General features: G+C 32.9%; 19 protein-coding genes. 1 reads left to right on the top strand and 18 read right to left on the bottom strand.

Annotated elements, in window-relative coordinates:
- The coding region (locus tag ACFO3L_RS05880; RefSeq protein WP_379964742.1) for a zinc ribbon domain-containing protein at positions 1-150 on the top strand (150 nt) is incomplete at its 5' end.
- 45 nt (positions 151-195) lie between these two features.
- Here ACFO3L_RS05880 and ACFO3L_RS05875 read toward each other — a convergent pair.
- The 18 genes from ACFO3L_RS05875 to ACFO3L_RS05790 all read right to left on the bottom strand — a co-directional run bounded on the left by ACFO3L_RS05875 (position 196) and on the right by ACFO3L_RS05790 (position 21,122).
- Entirely contained in the window at positions 196-678 is a 483-nt protein-coding gene (locus ACFO3L_RS05875; protein WP_379964804.1) for a competence protein CoiA family protein, read from the bottom strand.
- A gap of 364 nt (positions 679-1,042) precedes the next feature.
- Positions 1,043-1,672 (bottom strand): hypothetical protein, encoded by a 630-nt coding sequence (locus tag ACFO3L_RS05870; RefSeq protein WP_379964802.1) that lies wholly within the window; start codon positions 1,670-1,672, stop codon positions 1,043-1,045.
- A gap of 304 nt (positions 1,673-1,976) precedes the next feature.
- The gene (locus tag ACFO3L_RS05865; protein WP_379964800.1) at positions 1,977-2,615 is read right to left on the bottom strand and encodes an SIR2 family protein; all 639 of its coding nucleotides are present in this window, start codon (positions 2,613-2,615) and stop codon (positions 1,977-1,979) included.
- A gap of 270 nt (positions 2,616-2,885) precedes the next feature.
- On the bottom strand, positions 2,886-3,890 hold the full coding sequence (galE, locus tag ACFO3L_RS05860; RefSeq protein WP_379964798.1) for a UDP-glucose 4-epimerase GalE: 1,005 nt from the start codon (positions 3,888-3,890) through the stop codon (positions 2,886-2,888).
- Positions 3,891-3,930: 40 nt separating this feature from the next.
- Positions 3,931-4,986, bottom strand: coding sequence for a dTDP-glucose 4,6-dehydratase (gene rfbB / locus ACFO3L_RS05855; RefSeq protein ID WP_379964796.1), 1,056 nt, complete (start codon positions 4,984-4,986; stop codon positions 3,931-3,933).
- Between the two features lie 13 nt (positions 4,987-4,999).
- Positions 5,000-6,418 (bottom strand): lipopolysaccharide biosynthesis protein, encoded by a 1,419-nt coding sequence (locus ACFO3L_RS05850; protein WP_379964794.1) that lies wholly within the window; start codon positions 6,416-6,418, stop codon positions 5,000-5,002.
- Positions 6,419-6,439: 21 nt separating this feature from the next.
- Positions 6,440-7,828 carry a dTDP-4-dehydrorhamnose reductase gene (gene rfbD / locus ACFO3L_RS05845; protein WP_379964792.1) on the bottom strand — a complete coding sequence of 463 codons (1,389 nt, stop codon included), beginning with the start codon at positions 7,826-7,828 and terminating at the stop codon, positions 6,440-6,442.
- Between the two features lie 13 nt (positions 7,829-7,841).
- A complete protein-coding gene (gene rfbA, locus ACFO3L_RS05840; protein ID WP_379964790.1) occupies positions 7,842-8,726 on the bottom strand; it encodes a glucose-1-phosphate thymidylyltransferase RfbA in 885 nt (294 codons plus the stop codon).
- A 773-nt stretch (positions 8,727-9,499) separates the two neighbouring features.
- A complete protein-coding gene (locus ACFO3L_RS05835) occupies positions 9,500-10,411 on the bottom strand; it encodes a glycosyltransferase family 2 protein (protein ID WP_379964788.1) in 912 nt (303 codons plus the stop codon).
- Between the two features lies 1 nt (position 10,412).
- Positions 10,413-11,612 (bottom strand): O-antigen ligase family protein, encoded by a 1,200-nt coding sequence (locus ACFO3L_RS05830; RefSeq protein WP_379964786.1) that lies wholly within the window; start codon positions 11,610-11,612, stop codon positions 10,413-10,415.
- Positions 11,599-12,585: an SDR family oxidoreductase gene (locus ACFO3L_RS05825; protein WP_379964784.1), complete on the bottom strand. Its 987-nt coding sequence runs from the start codon at positions 12,583-12,585 to the stop codon at positions 11,599-11,601. The genes ACFO3L_RS05830 and ACFO3L_RS05825 overlap by 14 nt, the downstream gene beginning before the upstream one ends.
- Positions 12,586-12,603: 18 nt before the next feature.
- Positions 12,604-13,923 (bottom strand): nucleotide sugar dehydrogenase, encoded by a 1,320-nt coding sequence (locus ACFO3L_RS05820; RefSeq protein ID WP_379964782.1) that lies wholly within the window; start codon positions 13,921-13,923, stop codon positions 12,604-12,606.
- 14 nt (positions 13,924-13,937) lie between these two features.
- Positions 13,938-15,038: a glycosyltransferase family 4 protein gene (locus tag ACFO3L_RS05815; protein WP_379964780.1), complete on the bottom strand. Its 1,101-nt coding sequence runs from the start codon at positions 15,036-15,038 to the stop codon at positions 13,938-13,940.
- Between the two features lie 2 nt (positions 15,039-15,040).
- Positions 15,041-16,663, bottom strand: coding sequence for an asparagine synthetase B family protein (locus ACFO3L_RS05810; protein WP_379964778.1), 1,623 nt, complete (start codon positions 16,661-16,663; stop codon positions 15,041-15,043).
- A gap of 24 nt (positions 16,664-16,687) precedes the next feature.
- Positions 16,688-17,584: an NAD(P)-dependent oxidoreductase gene (locus ACFO3L_RS05805; RefSeq protein WP_379964776.1), complete on the bottom strand. Its 897-nt coding sequence runs from the start codon at positions 17,582-17,584 to the stop codon at positions 16,688-16,690.
- Entirely contained in the window at positions 17,577-18,410 is an 834-nt protein-coding gene (locus ACFO3L_RS05800; protein WP_379964774.1) for an aldolase/citrate lyase family protein, read from the bottom strand. The genes ACFO3L_RS05805 and ACFO3L_RS05800 overlap by 8 nt, the downstream gene beginning before the upstream one ends.
- Positions 18,411-18,434: 24 nt before the next feature.
- Positions 18,435-19,049 carry a sugar transferase gene (locus ACFO3L_RS05795; protein ID WP_379964772.1) on the bottom strand — a complete coding sequence of 205 codons (615 nt, stop codon included), beginning with the start codon at positions 19,047-19,049 and terminating at the stop codon, positions 18,435-18,437.
- Between the two features lie 261 nt (positions 19,050-19,310).
- Complete coding sequence (locus ACFO3L_RS05790) at positions 19,311-21,122, bottom strand: polysaccharide biosynthesis protein (RefSeq protein ID WP_379964770.1); 1,812 nt, start codon at positions 21,120-21,122, stop codon at positions 19,311-19,313.
- Between the last annotated feature and the right edge of the window lie 11 nt (positions 21,123-21,133).

Raw genomic sequence — 21,133 nt, 5'->3', positions numbered from 1 at the left:
TCACAACTTTGTTCTTCTTGTGGTCATAATGACGGCAAAAAAGAGCTAAATATTCGTGAATGGGTATGTTCAAATTGTGGAACAATTCATGACAGAGATATTAATGCAAGCATAAATATTAAAACCGAAGGACTTTCGGGGATCGCTTAGTCAATTTGCGTCCGTTAGGGCGTACTACCTAAGAATCCGACGACTTTAGTCGTGTGGAGTGTCAATGTCAGTAGCATGAATAATCTGGCTTCTCAACCAATCAGGATCGAAAGTCGACTCGACAGATGAAAGATCAATCTCTAACGTCGAGATACCCAATTTTACTATTTTAGCGTATTTAACTTCATCTATCCCATGCGTCACCTTCACTTCAATCATTAAGGGACGTTGATGCTTATACGCCAGGATATCCGGTCTGATGTCATCCACACGATGTTCTAAGATGACATGGTCAAACGTCACCATACGCGCTTTCGTTACTTCCTTGGTAAGATGCTCGTAACTCTCAATAACACTTGGTAAATACAATTGTTTATCTTCTTCAATGATTTCTTTTGCTTTTAAATGTAGCGCCGTTTCAACCGCATATTCACACTCATCGCCGCGATGATGCGCAAAACGCGGCGTAAAATCCTTTCGCGTCTTTGGTAACTTCGCTTGGAGCCTGACACCACAACTCGGACACACACAACGACAGCGTTAGCCAGACTCACTTGGGATAATCTCAGAAATATGGACCAATCTTTCTGATTTCCCTTCTTGACGTAAACCATAGGGTAGTTTCACCACATACAACCTTTCATACCTCCTCTTAGTTATAGATATAGAACATTCATTTAATACCTGAGGATACCTATATATATAAAGCGCTTGCATATAATTAAAACTCAAATAAAATAATCTATTTAGTTTGATAAATCACAATAGTGAATTGAACTTGACTCAATCCACTATCTCTTCCAATCGCTCATAGTCATCTGACGTAAATACGACGTGACTAAATATCGCTTAAATGATTTCATTCATTACCTCTTAACAATCATTCCACAAATCACAAATCTTTATCTCTAAAATGCCATAGAATAACATCGATGTCTCTAGGTCTCCAGCAATACTCATTCGAGAGTGCATTTAATTCGTGCGCTTTCTTTTTGAACTGCTCAATTAGATAAACGGCATCTTTTCTTTTGATATCTTGAGGATTAATTGCTTTAATGATTGCATCGTCTCGATATTCATCACATGTCAGTAAAGCACGGACAACCATCTCATCAACTGTACCGAAGTAACTCGGGAACAATAATGCTAACAGACCAGAAGCGCCAGCTACACCTAACCCATAAATCTCACCAGCTGCCTGTAATCCTAGTCTTGTCTTAGAGAGGTCAAAGCTAAATAACCCATCTTGGATTTCACTTAGTTCATTCATATCATTTTCATATTTTTTTAAAGATTTACGTGTAGACGCTAAGCGATGTTTTGCCGTATATTTCCAAACAAAATAATCATCATATAAAAAAGAGTAAAAATCCTCTACTGGTAAATGTTGGATATCTTCTGCTTTTAGTTTCGACATTTTTGTTTCGATCGAATCATCCCGTCCTGTTTCCATTGTTGCTTTTGCTAATGCATCTTTCCAAACACTTATTTCTTTCGAATTCCAAATCTCATTAATTTTCATGTTCCTTCTCCTCCTCAAACCTTTTTTATATTGACGATACGAAGACAAATAATTACACCGTTTGAAGATGAATCATCGCATCGTTTATATTAATTCTTATCACAGTATTTTGTATAAACGGGTTCTCTATGCGTTCCATACTGGCTAATACCTATTTACTCTAAATTATTAAAACGCTTTCAAATACAGCTATCGATTTTGCTCTATATTTCACAATGATAGATTATAAATCACTCAATATATTAATTATTTCAATCACTCGTAGCTATCTCCTGTAAATAAATACGTAGTCACCAAAGAATATCTACCCTAACAACGATACAACAAAATCTTGTTGATAAGGTGCGAACTGAATCGGGTATGTGCGATAATCCTCTTCGCAAATAATATAGTGTTTTGTATAATCCACACTACCGTGAAGCTTAATGATTCTTGGATGAGTACTTCCAGGCAGGTCGTTTTGACTCGTTAGAATCTTATAATTGAACTTCACATTAATTTTATCAATCGTTCTTTCCAAGAGAGTATCATAGTTAGTGGTGAATACATCTCTCCAATTCAAGGATAAGAGTTTCTTATGCAGCTCTCCTGGGATGTACATGTCATCATTAATATTTAATTCTATAAATTTATTTAGCTTGTTGCGTCCGAAAATCGATTTATATTCCTCGGCTAGTTTCAACACATTTTTTCCTGAAGTCTTCTTGATCTTTTGGATTTGCCATTTTTTCATCTCTACTTCATCTCTTGGCTTCTGATATAAAGCTTCAAACATCGACACAGCCAGCTCTTCCCAGTTCGGTGCAGATAGTTCATCATCAACGATGTCTGCATTCTTCGAAAATCCTGCACCAATCATGACCGATGCAGCACCATGTAAAGCAGGATCATGTATTCTCTTAGCAATATCCTCAATATATGAATCAATCAATGAACCATTCAAAAAATCACTCCTTCAAATATGTCCTTCTTCCTATATTCAATTCGTCTAAAATAGATTCACTAAGATTTTCTTGGACGTTTGGCTTCCTATCCCCGCGTATAGAGATAACTAGACAAACAATCAATCTTGACACTAGCTCTTCTCAAATCTTATAGTCCAAGATTGAACAACCTCGTTAAGTAAACGCTACTAACAAACCCTACAATATAGAAACATCTTTCTACCACCAGTCCTGAATAGCTTAACCAGTGATAGAAAGATATTACAATGTTATAACTCTATTAATCCTTGTTTCTGTTCAAAATTCCAAGCATCCCTTACCATCTCATCAATCGTCAATTCAGCTTTCCAATCAAGTTCGTATTCAGCTTTACTGACGTCGGCGTAGCACGTTGCGATATCTCCAGGACGCCTGTCGACAATCTCATAAGGAACTGCGACTTGATTGACTCTCATGAAGGCATTCACCATCTCCAAGACAGAGGTTCCTTTCCCAGTTCCAAGGTTGTAACAATTTACCCCTTTATTCAAATTCTCGATCGCCTTGACGTGACCTTTGGCTAGATCGACAACATGAATATAATCACGAACACCTGTACCATCAACCGTATCATAATCATCTCCAAAAATCGTTAATTTCGGTAGTTCACCTTTAGCAACTTTAGTGACAAAAGGCATCAGATTGTTTGGAATGCCATTCGGATTTTCTCCAAGAAGCCCACTTTCATGAGCACCTACAGGATTGAAATATCGGAGTAAACTGACAGCGAATTTCTCATGTGCATTTGCGATGTCTGTTAAAATCCGCTCACTCATTGCTTTTGTTTCGCCATAGGGATTGGTTGTTCTTTTTAGTTCAACCTCTTCTTTCAATGGTGAGGGCTGATCGCCATAGACAGTAGCAGAAGAACTAAAAACAAACTTCTCCACACCATACTTCAGACATAACTTGCTGAGAACCATGGTACTTACTAGATTGTTATAGTAGTATTCAAGTGGTTTTGAGACCGATTCTCCTACAGACTTTAATCCAGCAAAGTGAATGACACCCTCGATTTTATGATTAGTAAATATTTCTTCTACATCTAATTCGTTCGTCACATCGACTTGATAGAAAGTAGGTCTAACATTAACAACTGTTTCAATTTTATTAAGTACGTCAATCTTGGAATTGATAAGATTATCTGCAATAACGACGGTATGATTCGATTTTATTAACTCTATTACAGTATGGCTACCTATAAATCCTAGGCCTCCAGTTACTAAGATATTCACAGTCTCCACCTCTTTATCACTAAAGATATATTATTTTTAGCTATACTCCCTTATACATCTCATCGTAATAATTTGCGTATTCACCTGATAAGATATTTTCAGCCCATTCATTGTTATCAAGATACCACTGAATCGTTTCTTTAATTCCTTGTTCAAAGGTATACGCTGGCGCCCATCCGAGTTCAGTAGTAATTTTAGTATTATCAATAGCGTAACGTCTATCATGACCAGGTCTATCTTTAACGTGTTTGATTAAGTCTTCAGATTTTCCTAATGTACTAATGATTAATTTTACGAGTTCGATATTGGATTTCTCATTATTACCACCGATATTGTAAACTTCGCCATCTATTCCTTTATGAAGAACGGTATCGATTGCAGCACAATGATCCGATACATGTAGCCAATCTCTGACTTGCATGCCATCTCCGTAAATAGGTAGGTCTTTCTCTACTAAGCAGTTATTAATCATCAATGGGATGAGTTTTTCAGGGAATTGATATGGTCCGTAGTTATTACTACATCTAGTAATATTTACTGGCATCCCATACGTTTCATGATACGCTCTTACAATCATATCGGCACTTGCCTTGGATGCTGAATATGGACTATTGGGCATGAGAGGCATTGTTTCTACAAACATACCAGTCTCGCCTAGTGCACCATACACTTCATCGGTTGATACTTGAAGGAATTTCACACCTGGTTTATAGTCAGTACTATACTTATCAGCAGGATCTATTTTCCAGTATTTCTTCGCAGTGTCTAGAAGAACTTGCGTACCTAGAATATTCGTCGTTAAGAATATCTCAGGATCCTCAATACTTCTGTCTACATGAGATTCCGCAGCAAAATTCACAACTGCAGTAATCTCATTATCTCTAAAAATATCTTCAATCTGTTCTCTGTTACGAATATCCGCTTTGATGAATTCATAATTAGGATTAGTATCGATGTCTTTTAACGTTTCTAAATTACCTGCATACGTCAATGCGTCGATATTGATAATCTTATATTCTGGGTGTCTATCAAGCATTAATTTAACAAAATTACTGCCAATGAATCCTGCTCCACCTGTTATTAAAATTGTTTTCAAAATAATAATCCTCCTACGATTTTACTAATAGCTTGATACTTTGAATTGTTTTTGTTAAATCTTTACGTTTTAATATCAGATAGATCATATACGAGATCGCGTAAATAAACATTATCATCCAAGAATTAATAAACCAACCCGTTACTATAAATATAGTCGTTAGTAACATCTCTAAAATAATATCTTTTTTCACATGAATATTTAATTCATTCGCCAAATATAATTCTGCTAATGCTGCTCGGATTGCTAATAAAATAACAATACTTAATATTGCTACGTCTAAATTCTTTAATACTTGAGTAGTAAAGTAAGTCGCAATTAAACTCAGCCCCATTGTGATCATATTGATTTTCAACATCGTTTTCTCACGTCTTAGCGTCTTCAGGTATGTATTGATGAGCAGAGCCATCTTCCCTTCATATATAAACATTGGGAATACAAGTGCCATATACAATAGACTTTCAGCATAATCAGGAAGCCAAGCGGATATCACTAATTTTAAAGGATAATAAACAATTAAAAAACCTAACAAGACAACCATCAAAAAATCTCTCATAGTTGAATAAATATTTGCAAGCTTCTCTTTATTCGTTCTTCTCAAGATAGGAAACATGATAATGCCAACTGCATTAATAAAAATCATCATCATATTGGAAATGCTTAATGTTAATGATATTTTACCAAAAGTGGCAACATTCCATGATTGCTCAATACCAAATCGGACAATACCAATAATGAGCATACTCGCAATATTAGCGAACATTAATTTAATTCCTACACTAATATTGATGAAAATCTCATTAATAGTAAAATAAAACGTGCTTAAGCTTCTAAAGGCGATATCTTTACACATATAAGCTGCCAACAATAGAGTGATACATTTTCCAATTAAATCAGCAAAAATGAGTAACTTGTAATCTCGTATTCCAATAATTAGAAAAGCGGCTATTAAAAAAAGATATAGTACTCTATCCAACATCGTAAGACTAGCATATTGTTTAATTCGATTGGTTGCTTGTAAAATATAAAAGAACAATAATCTCGTATTTATCAAAATCGTTGCGATACCAACCATCTGAAGTATAAAATTACGATTTGTATCTTGCGAAAATATAAAAGAAGATCCCCAAATACATAATGCAATAATTGATTGACTTACAAATAATTCGATAAACTGAGAATGTAATAAATGTTTGTCTAGATCATCATATTCCTCTCCGCCATATCGCAAATAAATACCGTCATTCCACCCAAAATGTAAAAATCCGACATATGATGAATAAAAAATATATAATTGCCAATAACCGTATTCTTCTACTCCGATTAATTTTGGAATAATTAACACTACTAAGGTTGAAATAATCAACGATAATAAATTAGAAGAAATAGTATAGGACATGTTTTTTATAAAACTAATTGCTTTTATATTCAATATATTATCCTCATATTCGTATTATGATTGTTTTTCAAGAAATCGATTAAGAGCATCTTCCCAATGAGGCAAACGAAGAATACCTGCTTTATCAGTATTTTCTCTTAACATTCTAGAATTTAATGGTCTTTTAGCTTTCGTCGGATATTCTTGTGTTGTCACAGATTTAACAACTACTTGCTTATCTGTTTTTTCAAAAATTGATTGAGCAAATTCGGACCAACTGCAAAATCCTTCATTTACACCGTGGTAAGTTCCATATTGTTTCGTTAAAACAAGTCTAACAATATAATCTGCTAAATCTTTCGTATACGTCGGAGAACCAATTTGATCACTCACGATATTTAACTCACTTCGAGATTCCGCTAATTTCAACATTGTTTTTACAAAGTTATTTCCGTTTATTCCGTATACCCAAGACGTTCGAACAATGAAATATTCATCTAATAACTCACGAATAATTTGCTCTCCTTGTTCTTTCGAGTATCCGTAGTAATTTATGGGACTTGTCTGCTTATCTTCTGAATGTGGCTCTTCGCCCAAACCATCAAAAACATAATCCGTGCTAATATATACGACTTTAGCATTAATATCTTTGGCAGCCTTCGCTATAGCTCTTGTCCCTTCAACATTGACTGCATAACACATTTCTTTTTCTTCTTCTGCGTTATCCACCGCAGTATAAGCTGCACAGTGAATAATCACATCTGGTGTCTCTTTTAGAATATAATCTTTAATTTGTGCTGTATTTGTTAAGTCAAATTCTTCTCTACTTGGAGCTACAATATCTACATTTAACATTTGCAATGCTAAAACCACGTCATGTCCTAGTTGACCATCTCCGCCAGTTACCATAAATTTAGTACGAAAATTAACATCACTATCTTTTAAGAATAGCGCATTTAAATCCTTCTCCGATAAAATAGGGTTGGATACTTCCCAATCTATACCTATCTCAGGATCATCAAAACGAATACTACGATCAAATTCCGGAGAATAGATTTCATCAACTTTGTATTGAACTTCCACATCATCGGTTAATGTCACAAACCCATGAGCAAAACCTTTAGGAATTAAGAGTTGTTTGTGATTATCGTCAGACAATTCAACTCCTATCCATTGTTTGAATGTAGGAGAACCTTTTCGTAAATCAACCGCAACATCTAAAATTTTTCCTTTAGTGCATCTGACTAACTTTGTTTGTGCTTTAGGATTTAGCTGAAAATGAAGCCCTCTCAGCGTTCCCTTTTGCGCTGACATCGAGTGATTGTCTTGGATAAAATCAATATTTATACCTAATTCTTGAAATGCCGTTTTAGAATACGTTTCAGAAAACCAACCGCGATGATCTCCAAAAACTTTCGGTTCCACAATTAGAACATCATCTATCTTTGTTTTTGTAATATGCATTACGCGCCTCCACTTAGTATCTTATTTTGCCCTCGGCTACTTTTTTCAGATGTTGACCATATGGCGATTTGCCGTATTTTTCAGCTGAGTTCAAAAGTGATTGTTTATCAATCCATTGATTATGATAGGCAATTTCTTCTGGTGCAGAGATTTTGATACTTTGTCTCTTTTCAATCACTTGGACAAATTCTGTCGCTTCAACGAGGCTATCCATTGTCCCCGTATCAAACCAAGCATACCCTCGTCCTAACAATTGAACGTTAAGTGATTCTTCTTCTAAATATAGTCGATTCAAATCTGTTATTTCCAGTTCGCCACGAGCAGATGGTTTCACTTTTTTCGCAAAGTCAACTACTCGATTATCATAAAAATATAGTCCGGTAATACAATAATTTGATTTCGGTTTTTCTGGTTTTTCTTCAACTGAAATCACTTTCCCATCCTCATTAAAATCAACGATTCCAAATCGTTCAGGGTCGTTCACATAATATCCGAACACCGTTGCTTTTCCATTTTGTGCATTCGCTTTTGCTTCTTGTAAAAGAGAAGTAAATCCATTCCCGTAATAAATATTATCGCCTAAAATCATCGCAACATCATCATCGCCTATGAATTCTTTACCTATTATAAAAGCTTGAGCTAAACCATCTGGAGAAGGTTGTTCAGCGTATGACAAATTAATGCCAAACTCATGACCATAGCCTAAAAGTTTTTTGAAATTAGGCAAGTCATGTGGTGTTGAAATGACGAGAATTTCTTTAATACCAGCTAACATAAGAACTGAGAGCGGGTAGTATATCATTGGTTTATCGTAAACAGGTAGAAGTTGCTTACTTGTAACCATGGTTAATGGATATAGTCTTGTTCCAGAACCACCTGCGAGAATAATTCCTTTCATTGTAATCACCTCTGTTTATTTTATTATTCATCAAATTGATTTAGATACCTATTCTTTCTTTACGTCATCTAAAAAGATTTTCAATCTTCTTTAGCAGTTTAATGTACCATTTAAGGATAGTTAATCTTTTCAAAAAAGACTTTTTAAACATTAGTAAAGACGTTAATTAATTTATAAAATACAAACCTAGTGAAATTGCTAGTACTTATATTTTAAAATTAAAGAATTCTTCCCCATTATAGGGACTGACGGCTTTGAATTTATCTATGATGATTTATTGAAAATAATCGATTTTTAATTTCCACTCCCTGTAGCATTATTAACTATTGAAATTCTGTTTTAAGACATTCATATCTCAATTTTTCTATCACTGATTTTATATTTTTTCTCGATACGATGATGTGTTTTTTCGACATATTTTTTAATTGTATTTATTAATTATTAAGATTATTTTGAATAGTTTTTTTGACTTTGAATTTTAGGAAGTTATTCTATTAAAAATAGAAATTTAAAGTTTGTATTAGTACTCTATTATTTTTCGAAATTTTCGTTATATGAGAATCTATAATATAAATTTTTCTACAACCAATCAACAACAAAGTAAGCAGAAGAAAAAATATTCCTATATTCCCTAAATATTCTTTCGGCAAACTATTACCTAAGATTTTCTTGATGAATCTACAAGTGTCATGATTTATTCATACAAGAAAATACTTTAACTTGGGATATTAAAAAATAATTGAAGTATTGTAGACAATACTTCAAACTTATTTTCATATTTTACGTATCAAAAACAATGTTTTAAAAATAATATTATCTAAAAAATTCATTCTATACGTTTTCCCTATAAATATATATTTAATTTTCTGACTAAATCCTTTCTTAGTATTAATAAACGCTAATAATTCTTTTTGGCTATTGACATTCATATCATCGTAATGTATTTCATACAAATAATCAGCGTGGATCATTATATATTTTAATCTATTATTGACTTTTTTTAGTTGGGATATTCTTCTTTTCCATTTATCTAATAAATTAAAATCTGAACCAACTGTATTTTTCCCATGTTGTCTATATAAAATTCTAGATTCATAATCATATACTACTTCGCCTACTCCACTAACAACTTGATACATCCACCAATCGTGCATTCTTAAATCGCTAGGTAGCTCTTTTATAATCAGATTTCTTGCTTCACTATTAATTACGAGTGTACATCCAGGAATAACGTTCTCAACTAGAGCATTTTCAAATGAAGGGCGAAATTTATCATTTCTTGTTTCTCTTATAAAATTAAGATTTTCATCTACAACTGTTAGGCCAGACCCATATAGTAAAGGTTTTTCTCCTCTTTCAAGTAATTTATCTATAGCTCTCGAAATTTTAGTTTCATGCCAATAATCATCTTGATCACAGAATGCATAATACTCCGATCCTCCACTTTCTTTTAATAATTCAAAAAAGCTATTTGTTGGACCCATATTTTTACCATAAATAATTCTTACATTGCTATAGCTAGAAAACTTTTCCAGTATCTGATAGGTGCTATCAACTGATCCATCGTCTCTAATGCTAATAATAAAATCTTTGTAGTCTTGCTGTAGTAAACTATTTAAAAGATTCTCAAGATATTCTTCCCCGTTATAGGTAGAGAGTAATATATTTACTTGTCCTTTTTTCATTTTATTCATCCTTTGACTTAATATTTGACATTTTAGTTGACGTTGAATTATAATTTATCGACATTAATGCAATTAATATCCACAATAAACTATTTCTAATGCCATTATGAGTAACACCATACAACATGATAAAGAATAATGGATACCAGCACTTATACCTACTAGTAATTATAGATTTTATCATTAATGTTATAAATAAAATCAAACCAAAAATTCCATATGATACTTGTAAATTACCCAAAGTGGAGTGAAATTCTAAAGAAGAACCGTCAAATCTATAATATGCACCTTCACCTGAGCCAAAAATCCAGAATTGCGGATATTCAGTAATCCTGAAATACCCTCTTACTTCAGAAGTTCGAGCAATTTTATCAGAAGTACTACCTAGTCTAGTCTCTAATGATTGCAGTAAAGTATTTTCATGGATAATTGAAGTATTTATGTAAAGAATAAAAAAAACAAACAAAGCCACCGTTATTAATAAAATCAAATACTTCTTCTTAAATCTTTTCCCATTTTTAAAAATTAAAAGTCCCGTTAAAATACCAAAATAAGATATTATCGCTGCATTTGATAGTGAAATTATTGATAGAACTCCTGTTGTAACAACACCAAAAAGTAGCCATTTAGTTTTTATTCTAATATGAAAGTTAAGAAACACTAAAATTCCAAAAATAAGTATGGCGAAGTACCCTAACTGATTAGGATTATTAAAACTTAATGTATAGCGTCCTCCTCCATAATTATCTCCTATACCATAAAATAACATGAACAGTTGTGTTAATAAAGCTCCAATTATCCCAATCATTATATATTTAAAAAATTCATCTTTATAAATATGCGCTAGGTTTACAGTAGTGATAAATACACCAAAATTATAAATATAAAATAACGATGATTTTATAAAGATGTACTCACCCATTATAAAACTCCATGTGAAATTAATACTTACAACGTATAAAATAAACATAAATGAAATTAAGATACTTTGTTTTCCTTGCACTGAAGTAGTTAGAGTCATTTTATTATTTATCAAATTACTTATAATTATAAGTATCATTACTAAATCAGAAATTTGAGGTAGCCCACTTTCCCAAAAATAGAAAGGCGTTAAAATCAAATATAACGAAAATAAAACTAAAATTTTTTTTACTGATTTTTTATCCACAGCTTTATTATTAATTTGGTTACTTATTGTCATAAAGATTCCTCTTGTACCAATCAATAGCTTCGTAAATTCCTTTTTCAAAACTCCAACTAGGATTGTAATTCAACATATTTTTTGCTTTAGTAATATCAGCATTACTATGCTTAATATCCCCTTTTCTACCTGGACCAAAAATAGGTTCTATCTCTTTCTGGAGTGCTTTACATAATGAGTAGTAAACATCTATTAAATACTCTCTTCCCCCATAGGCAATATTAAAAGATTCTCCTGCAACTTCTGAAGATGCCTTGCAAGCTTTCAAGTTCGCTTCAATCACATTCTCGATATAAGTAAAATCTCTACTTTGCTTTCCATCACCATTTATAGTCGGTTGTTCGTTATTTAGTAATTGTTTAATAAACTTAGGTAATACAGCAGCATATGCTCCATTTGGATCTTGTCTTTTTCCAAAAACGTTAAAATATCTTAGTCCATATGTATCAAGACCATATAATGATGAATAAAGACGTCCATATTCTTCGTCTATTTTCTTCGTGAGTGCATAGGGGGACAAGACATGTCCTTCTCTTCCTTCTCTCTTTGGGAGATTTGGTTCATCTCCATAAACTGATGAACTCGAAGCATAGACAAATTTTTTAACACCTTTTTGTCTAGCAGCTTCCATCATATTCAGCGTACCACGAATATTAATTTCCTCATATAACAATGGCAATTCTATACTTCGAGGTACACTTCCCCAGGCTGCTTGATTAAGAACATAATCTACACCTTCACAGGCTTTCAGACATATTTCTAAATCACGAATATCTCCTTTAATAAATGAATAATTCGGATTATCAATAAATAAGTCAATATTCTCTTGTTTACCGTTAGAGAGATCATCCAAACATCTAACTAGATATCCTTTATTTAATAAAACTTCACAAAGATTAGAACCAATAAATCCAGCTCCACCTGTTACTAGGAAGACACTCTCTTTTTCAAATGTAATATCTTCATAACCCATGTTACAAACATCCTCTCTTTACAATCTCCAGTACTTATATCCCGCTTCCTCATATTCTTTTCTATCTAGTATCCCTTTAATATCAATGATTACTTTATTTTTATTTGATCCTTTTTTAAACATTTCATCAAAATCTTCTTGAGATAGGTTTATGAATTGGTCATGTCCCACTGCCACAACAATAACATCTGCTTCTTGTACATCGGCTATTTCATCGAAGGTAATTCCATATTCGTGTTTAGCTTCTTCTTCATCTGCTTGAGGATCTGCAATCATAGGTGTTATGCCATATTCTTTTAGTTCTTCTACAATATCAATAACTCTTGTATTTCGTGTATCTGGACAATTTTCTTTGAATGTAAATCCTAAAATTGCAACTTTTGCCTCTTTCACTGGAACATTTGCTTTAATCAGATTTTTTATGAGATTCTCAACAACATATTTACCCATATCATCGTTAATTCGTCTTCCAGAAAGAATAATTTGAGAATGATAGCCCATTTGTTCAGCTTTATACGTAAGATAGTAAGGATCGACACCAATACAATGTCCTCCGACTAGACCTGGGGAGAAATTCAAAAAATTCCATTTTGTACTAGCTGCTTTAAGAACTTCTTTTGTATCGATTTCCATTTTATTAAAAATAATTGACAGTTCATTCATAAAGGCAATATTGATATCTCGTTGAGAGTTTTCAATCACTTTTGCTGCTTCAGCGACTTTAATTGAAGCAGCTCTATGGACACCAGCGTCTACTACAAGTTCATAGACTTTTGCAATCACATCTAGAGATTCCTCATCCATGCCAGAGACAACTTTCACGATAGTTTCTAGTCTATGTACTTTGTCTCCTGGATTAATTCTCTCAGGAGAATACCCTACTTTAAAATCTTCGCCACATTTCAGCCCAGATTCTTTTTCTAGAATAGGAATACAAATTTCTTCTGTTACTCCTGGATAGACGGTTGATTCAAAGACCACGATTGATCCTTTAGTAAGATTACGTCCAACGGTTCTACTCGCAGATTCTACTGGTTTCAAATCAGGTGTATGATCGGAATTAACAGGCGTAGGAACCGCCACAATATGAAACTTGGCTTCTTTAAGTTTCTTCTCATCTGCGGTAAATTCTACGGTTGTTTCTTTAATAATTTCATCGCCAACTTCTTTAGTTGGATCAATTCCTTGATTGTATAAATTTACTTTTTCTTGACTAATATCAAATCCAATTACTTCAACTTTTTTTGCAAATGCTACAGCGATGGGCATTCCTACATAACCTAGTCCTACAAGTGATATTTTTTCTTTTCTATTTTTAATTTTTTCGTATAAGGTCATTATTAGATACTCCTCTATAAATTCATATATTTTATCATATCATGATTCACTTTATCTACATTAAATCTCGTCTGACATAAATTTAAGCTTGCCTTACCCATTTCAACAACCATCTCGGGATTTTTTATAAACCATTCCATTTTTTCTGCCAATAAGTTGATGTCTTTTATAGGAACTAGGAATCCATTTTCTCCTTCATTTACAGTTCCTCTACATCCCGGCGCATTCGTAGTAATAATAGGTCTAGCCATAGCCATCGCTTCTAATACAGTCCTAGGGGTACCTTCTCGATACGATGGCAAGACAAATACTGAAGCTTTTGCATAGTACTTAGAAACATCATTAGTCTCACCAAAATATTCAATTATCCCTTTCTCTATATACGGTTTTAATTCGGTCATACTCATTGAATCCTGCATATTTTCTACAGCACCTAACAACATAAAGGTGACATTAGGATACTTAATTTTTACCTTCTTAGCAGCTTCTAAATATTCTCTAATACCTTTACTGTATAAAACGCGAGATAACATGAAGAATGTAATATTATCGGGATATAATGTAGGTTTAAAGTTCTCCATATTTACACCCGATCCGCTAACTAGTCTACACTTTTTTTCTTTAATTAAACCACGATCTATAAATTCCTTCATGTCATCACTATTCTGAAAAATTACATTTGTTGAAGAATTTAAACCCAGCTTATATAATAATGAAGCGAAAAATCTAATTATTTTTGCCTTAAATGTTTCCGCTGTAAATACATAACCCACACCTGTAATCATAGAATTAATATTTTTAATTCCTGCTAATTTTGCTGCAATAGAACCATAAATTACTGGTTTAATTGTATAGCTTAAGATGGCATCTGGTTTTTCGCTTTTAAAAAATCTCAAAAGTTTAATAGTATACTGTAAATCTGCTATTATATTAATTCCAGTTTTATCTAACTTAATTTTTTCAAATCGAACTCCTAATTCTTGAATATGTTTTATTCCCTCATCATTCGGACCTGTCACAATCACGTCATAACCTTTAGCTTGTATCTCCTTTATCAAATCTCCTCTAAAATTATATACAGTTCTATTTTTGGGGGATATCAATATAAATTTCATATTTACGACCTCTTCTTATTAGCACCTTTATAAAATAGCGTCCTATAATAGTAGTATATTTTTTCTATCCAAATTCTATGTGAATGGAAGTATAAATTTTTAATTTCCACATCCATATCATGAATATTTTTATTGTAAAGTTTAATTACATTTTTATGAACACGATCGGTTTTTCTGTCATCGTGTGGAAAAGATAAAAATAGTTCAAGAAGTTTTCTATTATTTATTGGCATTGTGACATTGTGACAAAAATCGAGTGAAGAAGTCACAGATGTCCCCCAAGCCCCCATTCGAACCTCCCAGTAAAAAAGATCTGTATGTTCGAAATTAAATAATGGTCCTGTTAATCCAATCTCATTCATAAATTCTTTATATACTTCATCAGATTTTCTTAATAAATTAGGAGTTAAAAAATATCGTGTTTGAAATATACTAAAATGTCTTTCTGTTAATTTAACTGGCATATCTACTTCGTATTTTCTCTCTAAAAAAACTCTTGCAGTTTCTGAAGCCCATGATTTCAACTCAATATCAAAATCATTTAATCTATATAATGTAATCATTTTTCGTATTTCATGGTCGGCAGTATTTTTAAAATAGGATGAGTTATGATTAATTATTTTTTTCAAAACTTCAAAATCTTCAACATCTTCATTTTTATCAGGAATTGGATATACATCATGCTTTAAATTTAGTTCCTCACAAATTAATCCAGCAGCTTTTGCATCTATGATTTCGGGTTCCTTACAATGAAAACTAAAATATTTGTATTTATCATACAAACCGTTTGCACAAGCTAATGTTGTCTTACTATCAGTTCCCCCAGTCAACGAAATAGCAGGTTTATCCCATTTAAGAGCTGCTAGAGATATATTATTATGCATAATTTTTCCGATTTTATTAATCCCATCATCAAACTCATTTTGATTAGAAATTTCTGCATGTGGTTGCACAGGATAAAACCGGATAATTTTAAAATTATTATCATAATTAAAATAAGTATTTCCGCCTAATCTTTTAAGCTCTTTATATGGACTCATATTGCCTGGTAGATGCTTGTTCCCAATGTTATATGGTTTTGAATGAACTAATTTATTGACGAATAAGTCCATGGTCAAATCACACAAGTCACCAACTAATTGAGGGTGTGAGGTAATCCATATTTTATCTTCTACTCTCCCAAAATAACATGACTTCATTCCTGAACAATCTTGTACACCAAAAATTAAACCTTTATAATTAACTACAATCAAATGAATACCCGTTAATTCATTGACTTTATCAAAAAATTGTTCTTTACTAATTTTATATTGGCTAACTAAGTCTCTCAAAATTTGATTTTCATCATGTACAAAATCAAATGGATTATAAGCATGTCCTATAATAGCAATTTCTATATCTTGTTCAGAATATCTGTAAAAATCTTGTGCTTTATGATAATAAATACTTAATTGATTCCCATTTGTTAAAGTTCCAAAATTTATTTTATTCCAGTTGTTATAAAAAGGATAGGTATCATCAAAATCAATATTCTTATCTGTAATTAAATATCCCCTAATAAATAATGTCTCTCTATACTTTGGATATACATCTAATATTTCTTCAATTTCTTTTTTAGTATGCATTTTTGGTTCCTCTCGTATTAAATACTATTTTGTAATATTACTTAAAATCAATTTAAATAGTCTCTCGTTCACTTTATCAGAAACAAATGAATTATGAGGTGTGATGATTACTTTCTCAAACTCCCATAAAAAACTATTACTTAAAGGTTCTTTTTCAAAAACGTCTAACGCTACTCCTAAAAATTTATCTTCTTTCAAAAAATTGACAAGAGCTGTTTCGTCGATAATTCCACCTCGAGAAACATTTACGATAATTGAATTATCTTTCATTATTCTCATTTTATCTTCATTCAAAATATGTTTTGTCTCGTCTTTCAATGGTAATGTAAAAATAACAACATCTGATTTTCTTAATACCTTTTCAATGTCATCAATTAAAAATGCTTCATCTATATATTTGTTTTCATGTTTTCTTCTAGCAACACTGATTATATTCATATCAAACGCTTTTAATCTTTTTGATATTTCGTATCCTACTTCACCATAACCTATTATGGAAGCTGTCTTGCCTGTTAATTCAAATAAATCTCTTTGTTTTTCCCATTTATGTAAACGTTGATTTTCATAAAAAAAATGACTCTTTTTATATATTTCTAAAATCTTAAGAACCGTCCATTCTGCCATCGGGATACTATATACTCCCTTAGCACTAAAAAGTTGAATATCATTTTTATATATATAATCAAGAGGAACCCTATCTAATCCTGCACTCGTAAGTTGAATAAATTTAAGACTTGTAAAATTATTGATATCATTATGTAAAAATAAACTGTTACAGACAACAGCATCAATATCAGCGACATCGATTGTTAATTTTTCTCTCTCATCTTGGATGAAAATAATATTGTATCCCAAATTCTCTAATATATTCAATTGTTTTTGACTATATTTAAATGCTCCAGTGAGTAATAATTTATTCATCTAATTTCACCTTTTGATTGCTGATTGAATTGATTTTATTTATTATACTTAATCTGTTTTCTTCAAAAAAATCTCGATTCTTTTTACTTAATTCGTTCTCATAACGACGAACTTCAGAAATTCCTCTTTCAAATAATTCTTCAGCCTCTTCAATATTTTTAATTTTATTCATATCACAGAAACTTCTAGAGAGAATTACCATTGTTGAATTTAGTCTGTAATGTTCTCCAATAATATATTCAGCTGGGAGGGCCCCCTGTCCTAATTGAGCGATACCACCAAATCCATATGGAATATTTTTTTCTTTAAACTTATTGCATAGTTTTTCAACAGTTCCGTCTGATAATAGTTCAAACATGAATGTAAGACCGTATCCCAGATGAAGATCATTTAATCCAATATGAATAAAATCAATTCCATCAACACTTAAAATATCATCTATAACTCCAACAGCCTCTGGAGTTTCCAATAATAACATTGTTTTCACTCTTCCAGATACATATCTAACAAAAGTTTCTACTTCATTTTTAGTTTTAAAAAAAGGCAACATAATGATATCTGCTCCATCAGCAATAACTCGATCAATTTCAGCTTTAGATCCTTGAAATATTGGATTTACTCTAACAATTAGCTCTGATGTATGAAGAACTTCTTTGATTTTTTTTACATCAGTAATATGATGTCTCGATATCACCGTGTCTAGATGGCCTTGTCTATCTTCCTTACCGTTTATTTCAAGATCAATAAACAGCCAATCGACACCACTTTTTTCTGCGACTTTTGCTACCTCAGTATTATTTGTTATATACATTAATTTCAAAGCCATAAAGTAACCTCCAAATAAATATTTTTACGCATTAGTATTTTTCTTCGAAGCAGTCTCTTTTACATTAAGGTTATCGTCCATTCGTAATACTTTGAAAATAGTTTTGAAGAATATCATCAAATCAAAATAGAATGACATCTTCTCTACGTACTCAACGTTTAGTTCAATTCGTCTTGGCCATTCAACTTCTTTTCTACCATTAACTTGAGCCCATCCTGTAACGCCAGGACGAACTTCAAACATTCTTTTTTGTTCTGTCGTATATTCATTATACGGCCAAGGATGATAAGTTAACGCAGGTCTTGGTCCAATAAGTGACATATCTCCCTTTAAAATATTAATAAATTGTGGAAGCTCATCTATACTCGTTTTACGAATAAATTTTCCTACTCTAGTGACTCTAGGATCACCTTTTTTCTCATAAACACCACTTTTTTCAGCATCTACACACATAGATCTAAATTTATAAATCTTAAAAACTCTACCATTTAAACCTAATCTCTCTTGTTTAAAGATTATAGGTCCTGGGGATTCAAGCTTAATTGCTACTGCTGTTACTAACAATATTGGAAAAGTAATAATTAATCCAACCGTTGAAATTGTTATATCAAATACTCTTTTGAATAATTTATAAATCATATACGTTCATCCCCCTTTACCTACTACCACTTTTATTTGAATATTCGCTCTTCTTAAAATCTTAATTACCTGATCATGTATTGTTTAAGTGTCAGCGTATTCTAAAAGTACATTATTAAATTTCTGTTATAACTATTAAAATTTTCTATTTATAGCATTTTCATACTTTTATTCCGCTTATGTCAAAAAACATATCCAATCAAGAAAGTTTCTATTTATCAACAACATAGTTATAACTCAGAGTATATTTTATTTAATTTGCTAGCGATTCGCAAATGCCACAACTTCTTTCGCTAACAAGCAATCATCTTCTGATAATTTCTCCACAAAATCCATCACTTCTTCGAGTTTCGCTCCTTTGATATTTCCAACAAAAATTTTATCAAAGACTTGTTGGTCATTGCGTTCTTCATCAAGAAGAAGTTCTTCATAAAGTTTTTCACCGGGACGAATACCGCTTTCCACGATTTTAATCTCATTTTCGGTATAACCGCTGAGTTGAATCATGTTTTTCGCCAAATCAACGATTTTGACGGGTTCTCCCATATCTAAAACGAAGATTTCGCCACCGCTTGCTAGTGCACCGGATTGAATCACGAGGCGACTTGCTTCAGGAATCGTCATGAAGTAGCGGGTCATCCGAAAATCGGTAATCGTAATCGGACCACCTTTGGCAATTTGTTCCCGGAATACCGGAATCACACTACCACGGGAACCTAAAACATTACCAAAGCGAACTGCTGAGAATTTGGTTTGACTGTTTTCGTTGAGTCCTGTCACAATCAGTTCGGCAATACGTTTGGTTGCACCCATCACGTTTGGTGGATTATTGGCTTTATCGGTTGAAACCATCACGAATTTTGCAACACCTGCTGCTTTGGCAGCTTCGGCAACATTTTTTGTACCGTAGACATTGTTTTTAACGGATTCTCTTGGATTAGCTTCCATTAATGGCACGTGCTTATGCGCTGCCGCATGATAGACAATCTCTGGTCGATACTCAGCCATGACGTCCATCATCCGTTGTCGATCTTGCACGTCGGCAATGACTGGGATGATTTTGGTGCTTTTTGTGGCAAAGTTTTGGCGTAATTCACGTTCAATTAAGTAAATCGAATTTTCGCCATGCCCCAATAAAATTAAGGTTTTCGGCGTAAACTGCATCACTTGGCGACAAATTTCGGAACCAATCGAACCACCCGCTCCCGTAACGAGAATAACTTTATCCGTCAATTGGTCTTTGATTTGTTCAATATCCAGTTTCACTTCTTCTCGTCCGAGTAAATCGACGACGTCAATGTTTTTTAAACGTGAGATACTAACTTTCCCCGAAGCCAGTTCTTCCATTGACGGCATCGTATTGACTTTGACTTTTGTGGTCTTTAATAAGGCAATGATTTCCCGCAATCGCTTCGGTGTCAATGACGGAATGGCAATTGTCACCATGTCAATTTGATGCTCTTTAATTAAATCAGGCAAGTCTTCAATCATTCCTTTGACTTGAATACCTTCTAAATAAATCCGTTGTTTATTTGGATCATCATCAATCAGACCGATAATGTTAATTTCATGTGCAGTAAGTGAATGCGTCACGCTATTAATTAAGATGCGCCCAGCTTCTCCCGCACCAATAACTAGTGTCCGTTGTGCCTTTTCGCCTCGATCTTTACGCCAACCGTTTTTGTGTTCGATATACAGTCGCCACATCAAGCGACTCATCACAATCAGTAAGGTGCTGACTAAAAAAATAAACGTCATCATGCGTTTACTAAAGGAACCGTAAAAGAGCCAATTCAACAATAAACTACTAGCTGCCATTGACGTTGTCGCGAGTACGATGGCAATAATTTCTTGTAAATTCGTATAACGATTCATGCGAGTAAAGACTTTAAAGAGAACACCAAAGACAAAATACATCCCGGTCGTAATCAACATCATCCCTGGTAAAGAGGATACTTCGATTGAAACAAAAGGATCCATAAATAAATAGGCAAATAGATTGGAAAAAAGTAAAATCAATAAATCGACGAGTGCGATAATCATGATCTTGCGTTTTCTTGTTAACACAAACACTCGAATTCCCC

It is taken from the genome of Enterococcus eurekensis (genome assembly GCF_042654605.1).
Taxonomy (GTDB): domain Bacteria; phylum Bacillota; class Bacilli; order Lactobacillales; family Enterococcaceae; genus Enterococcus_I; species Enterococcus_I eurekensis.
Note: the sequence above shows the minus strand (reverse complement) of the source record. Positions and strands in the feature narration are given on the sequence as shown.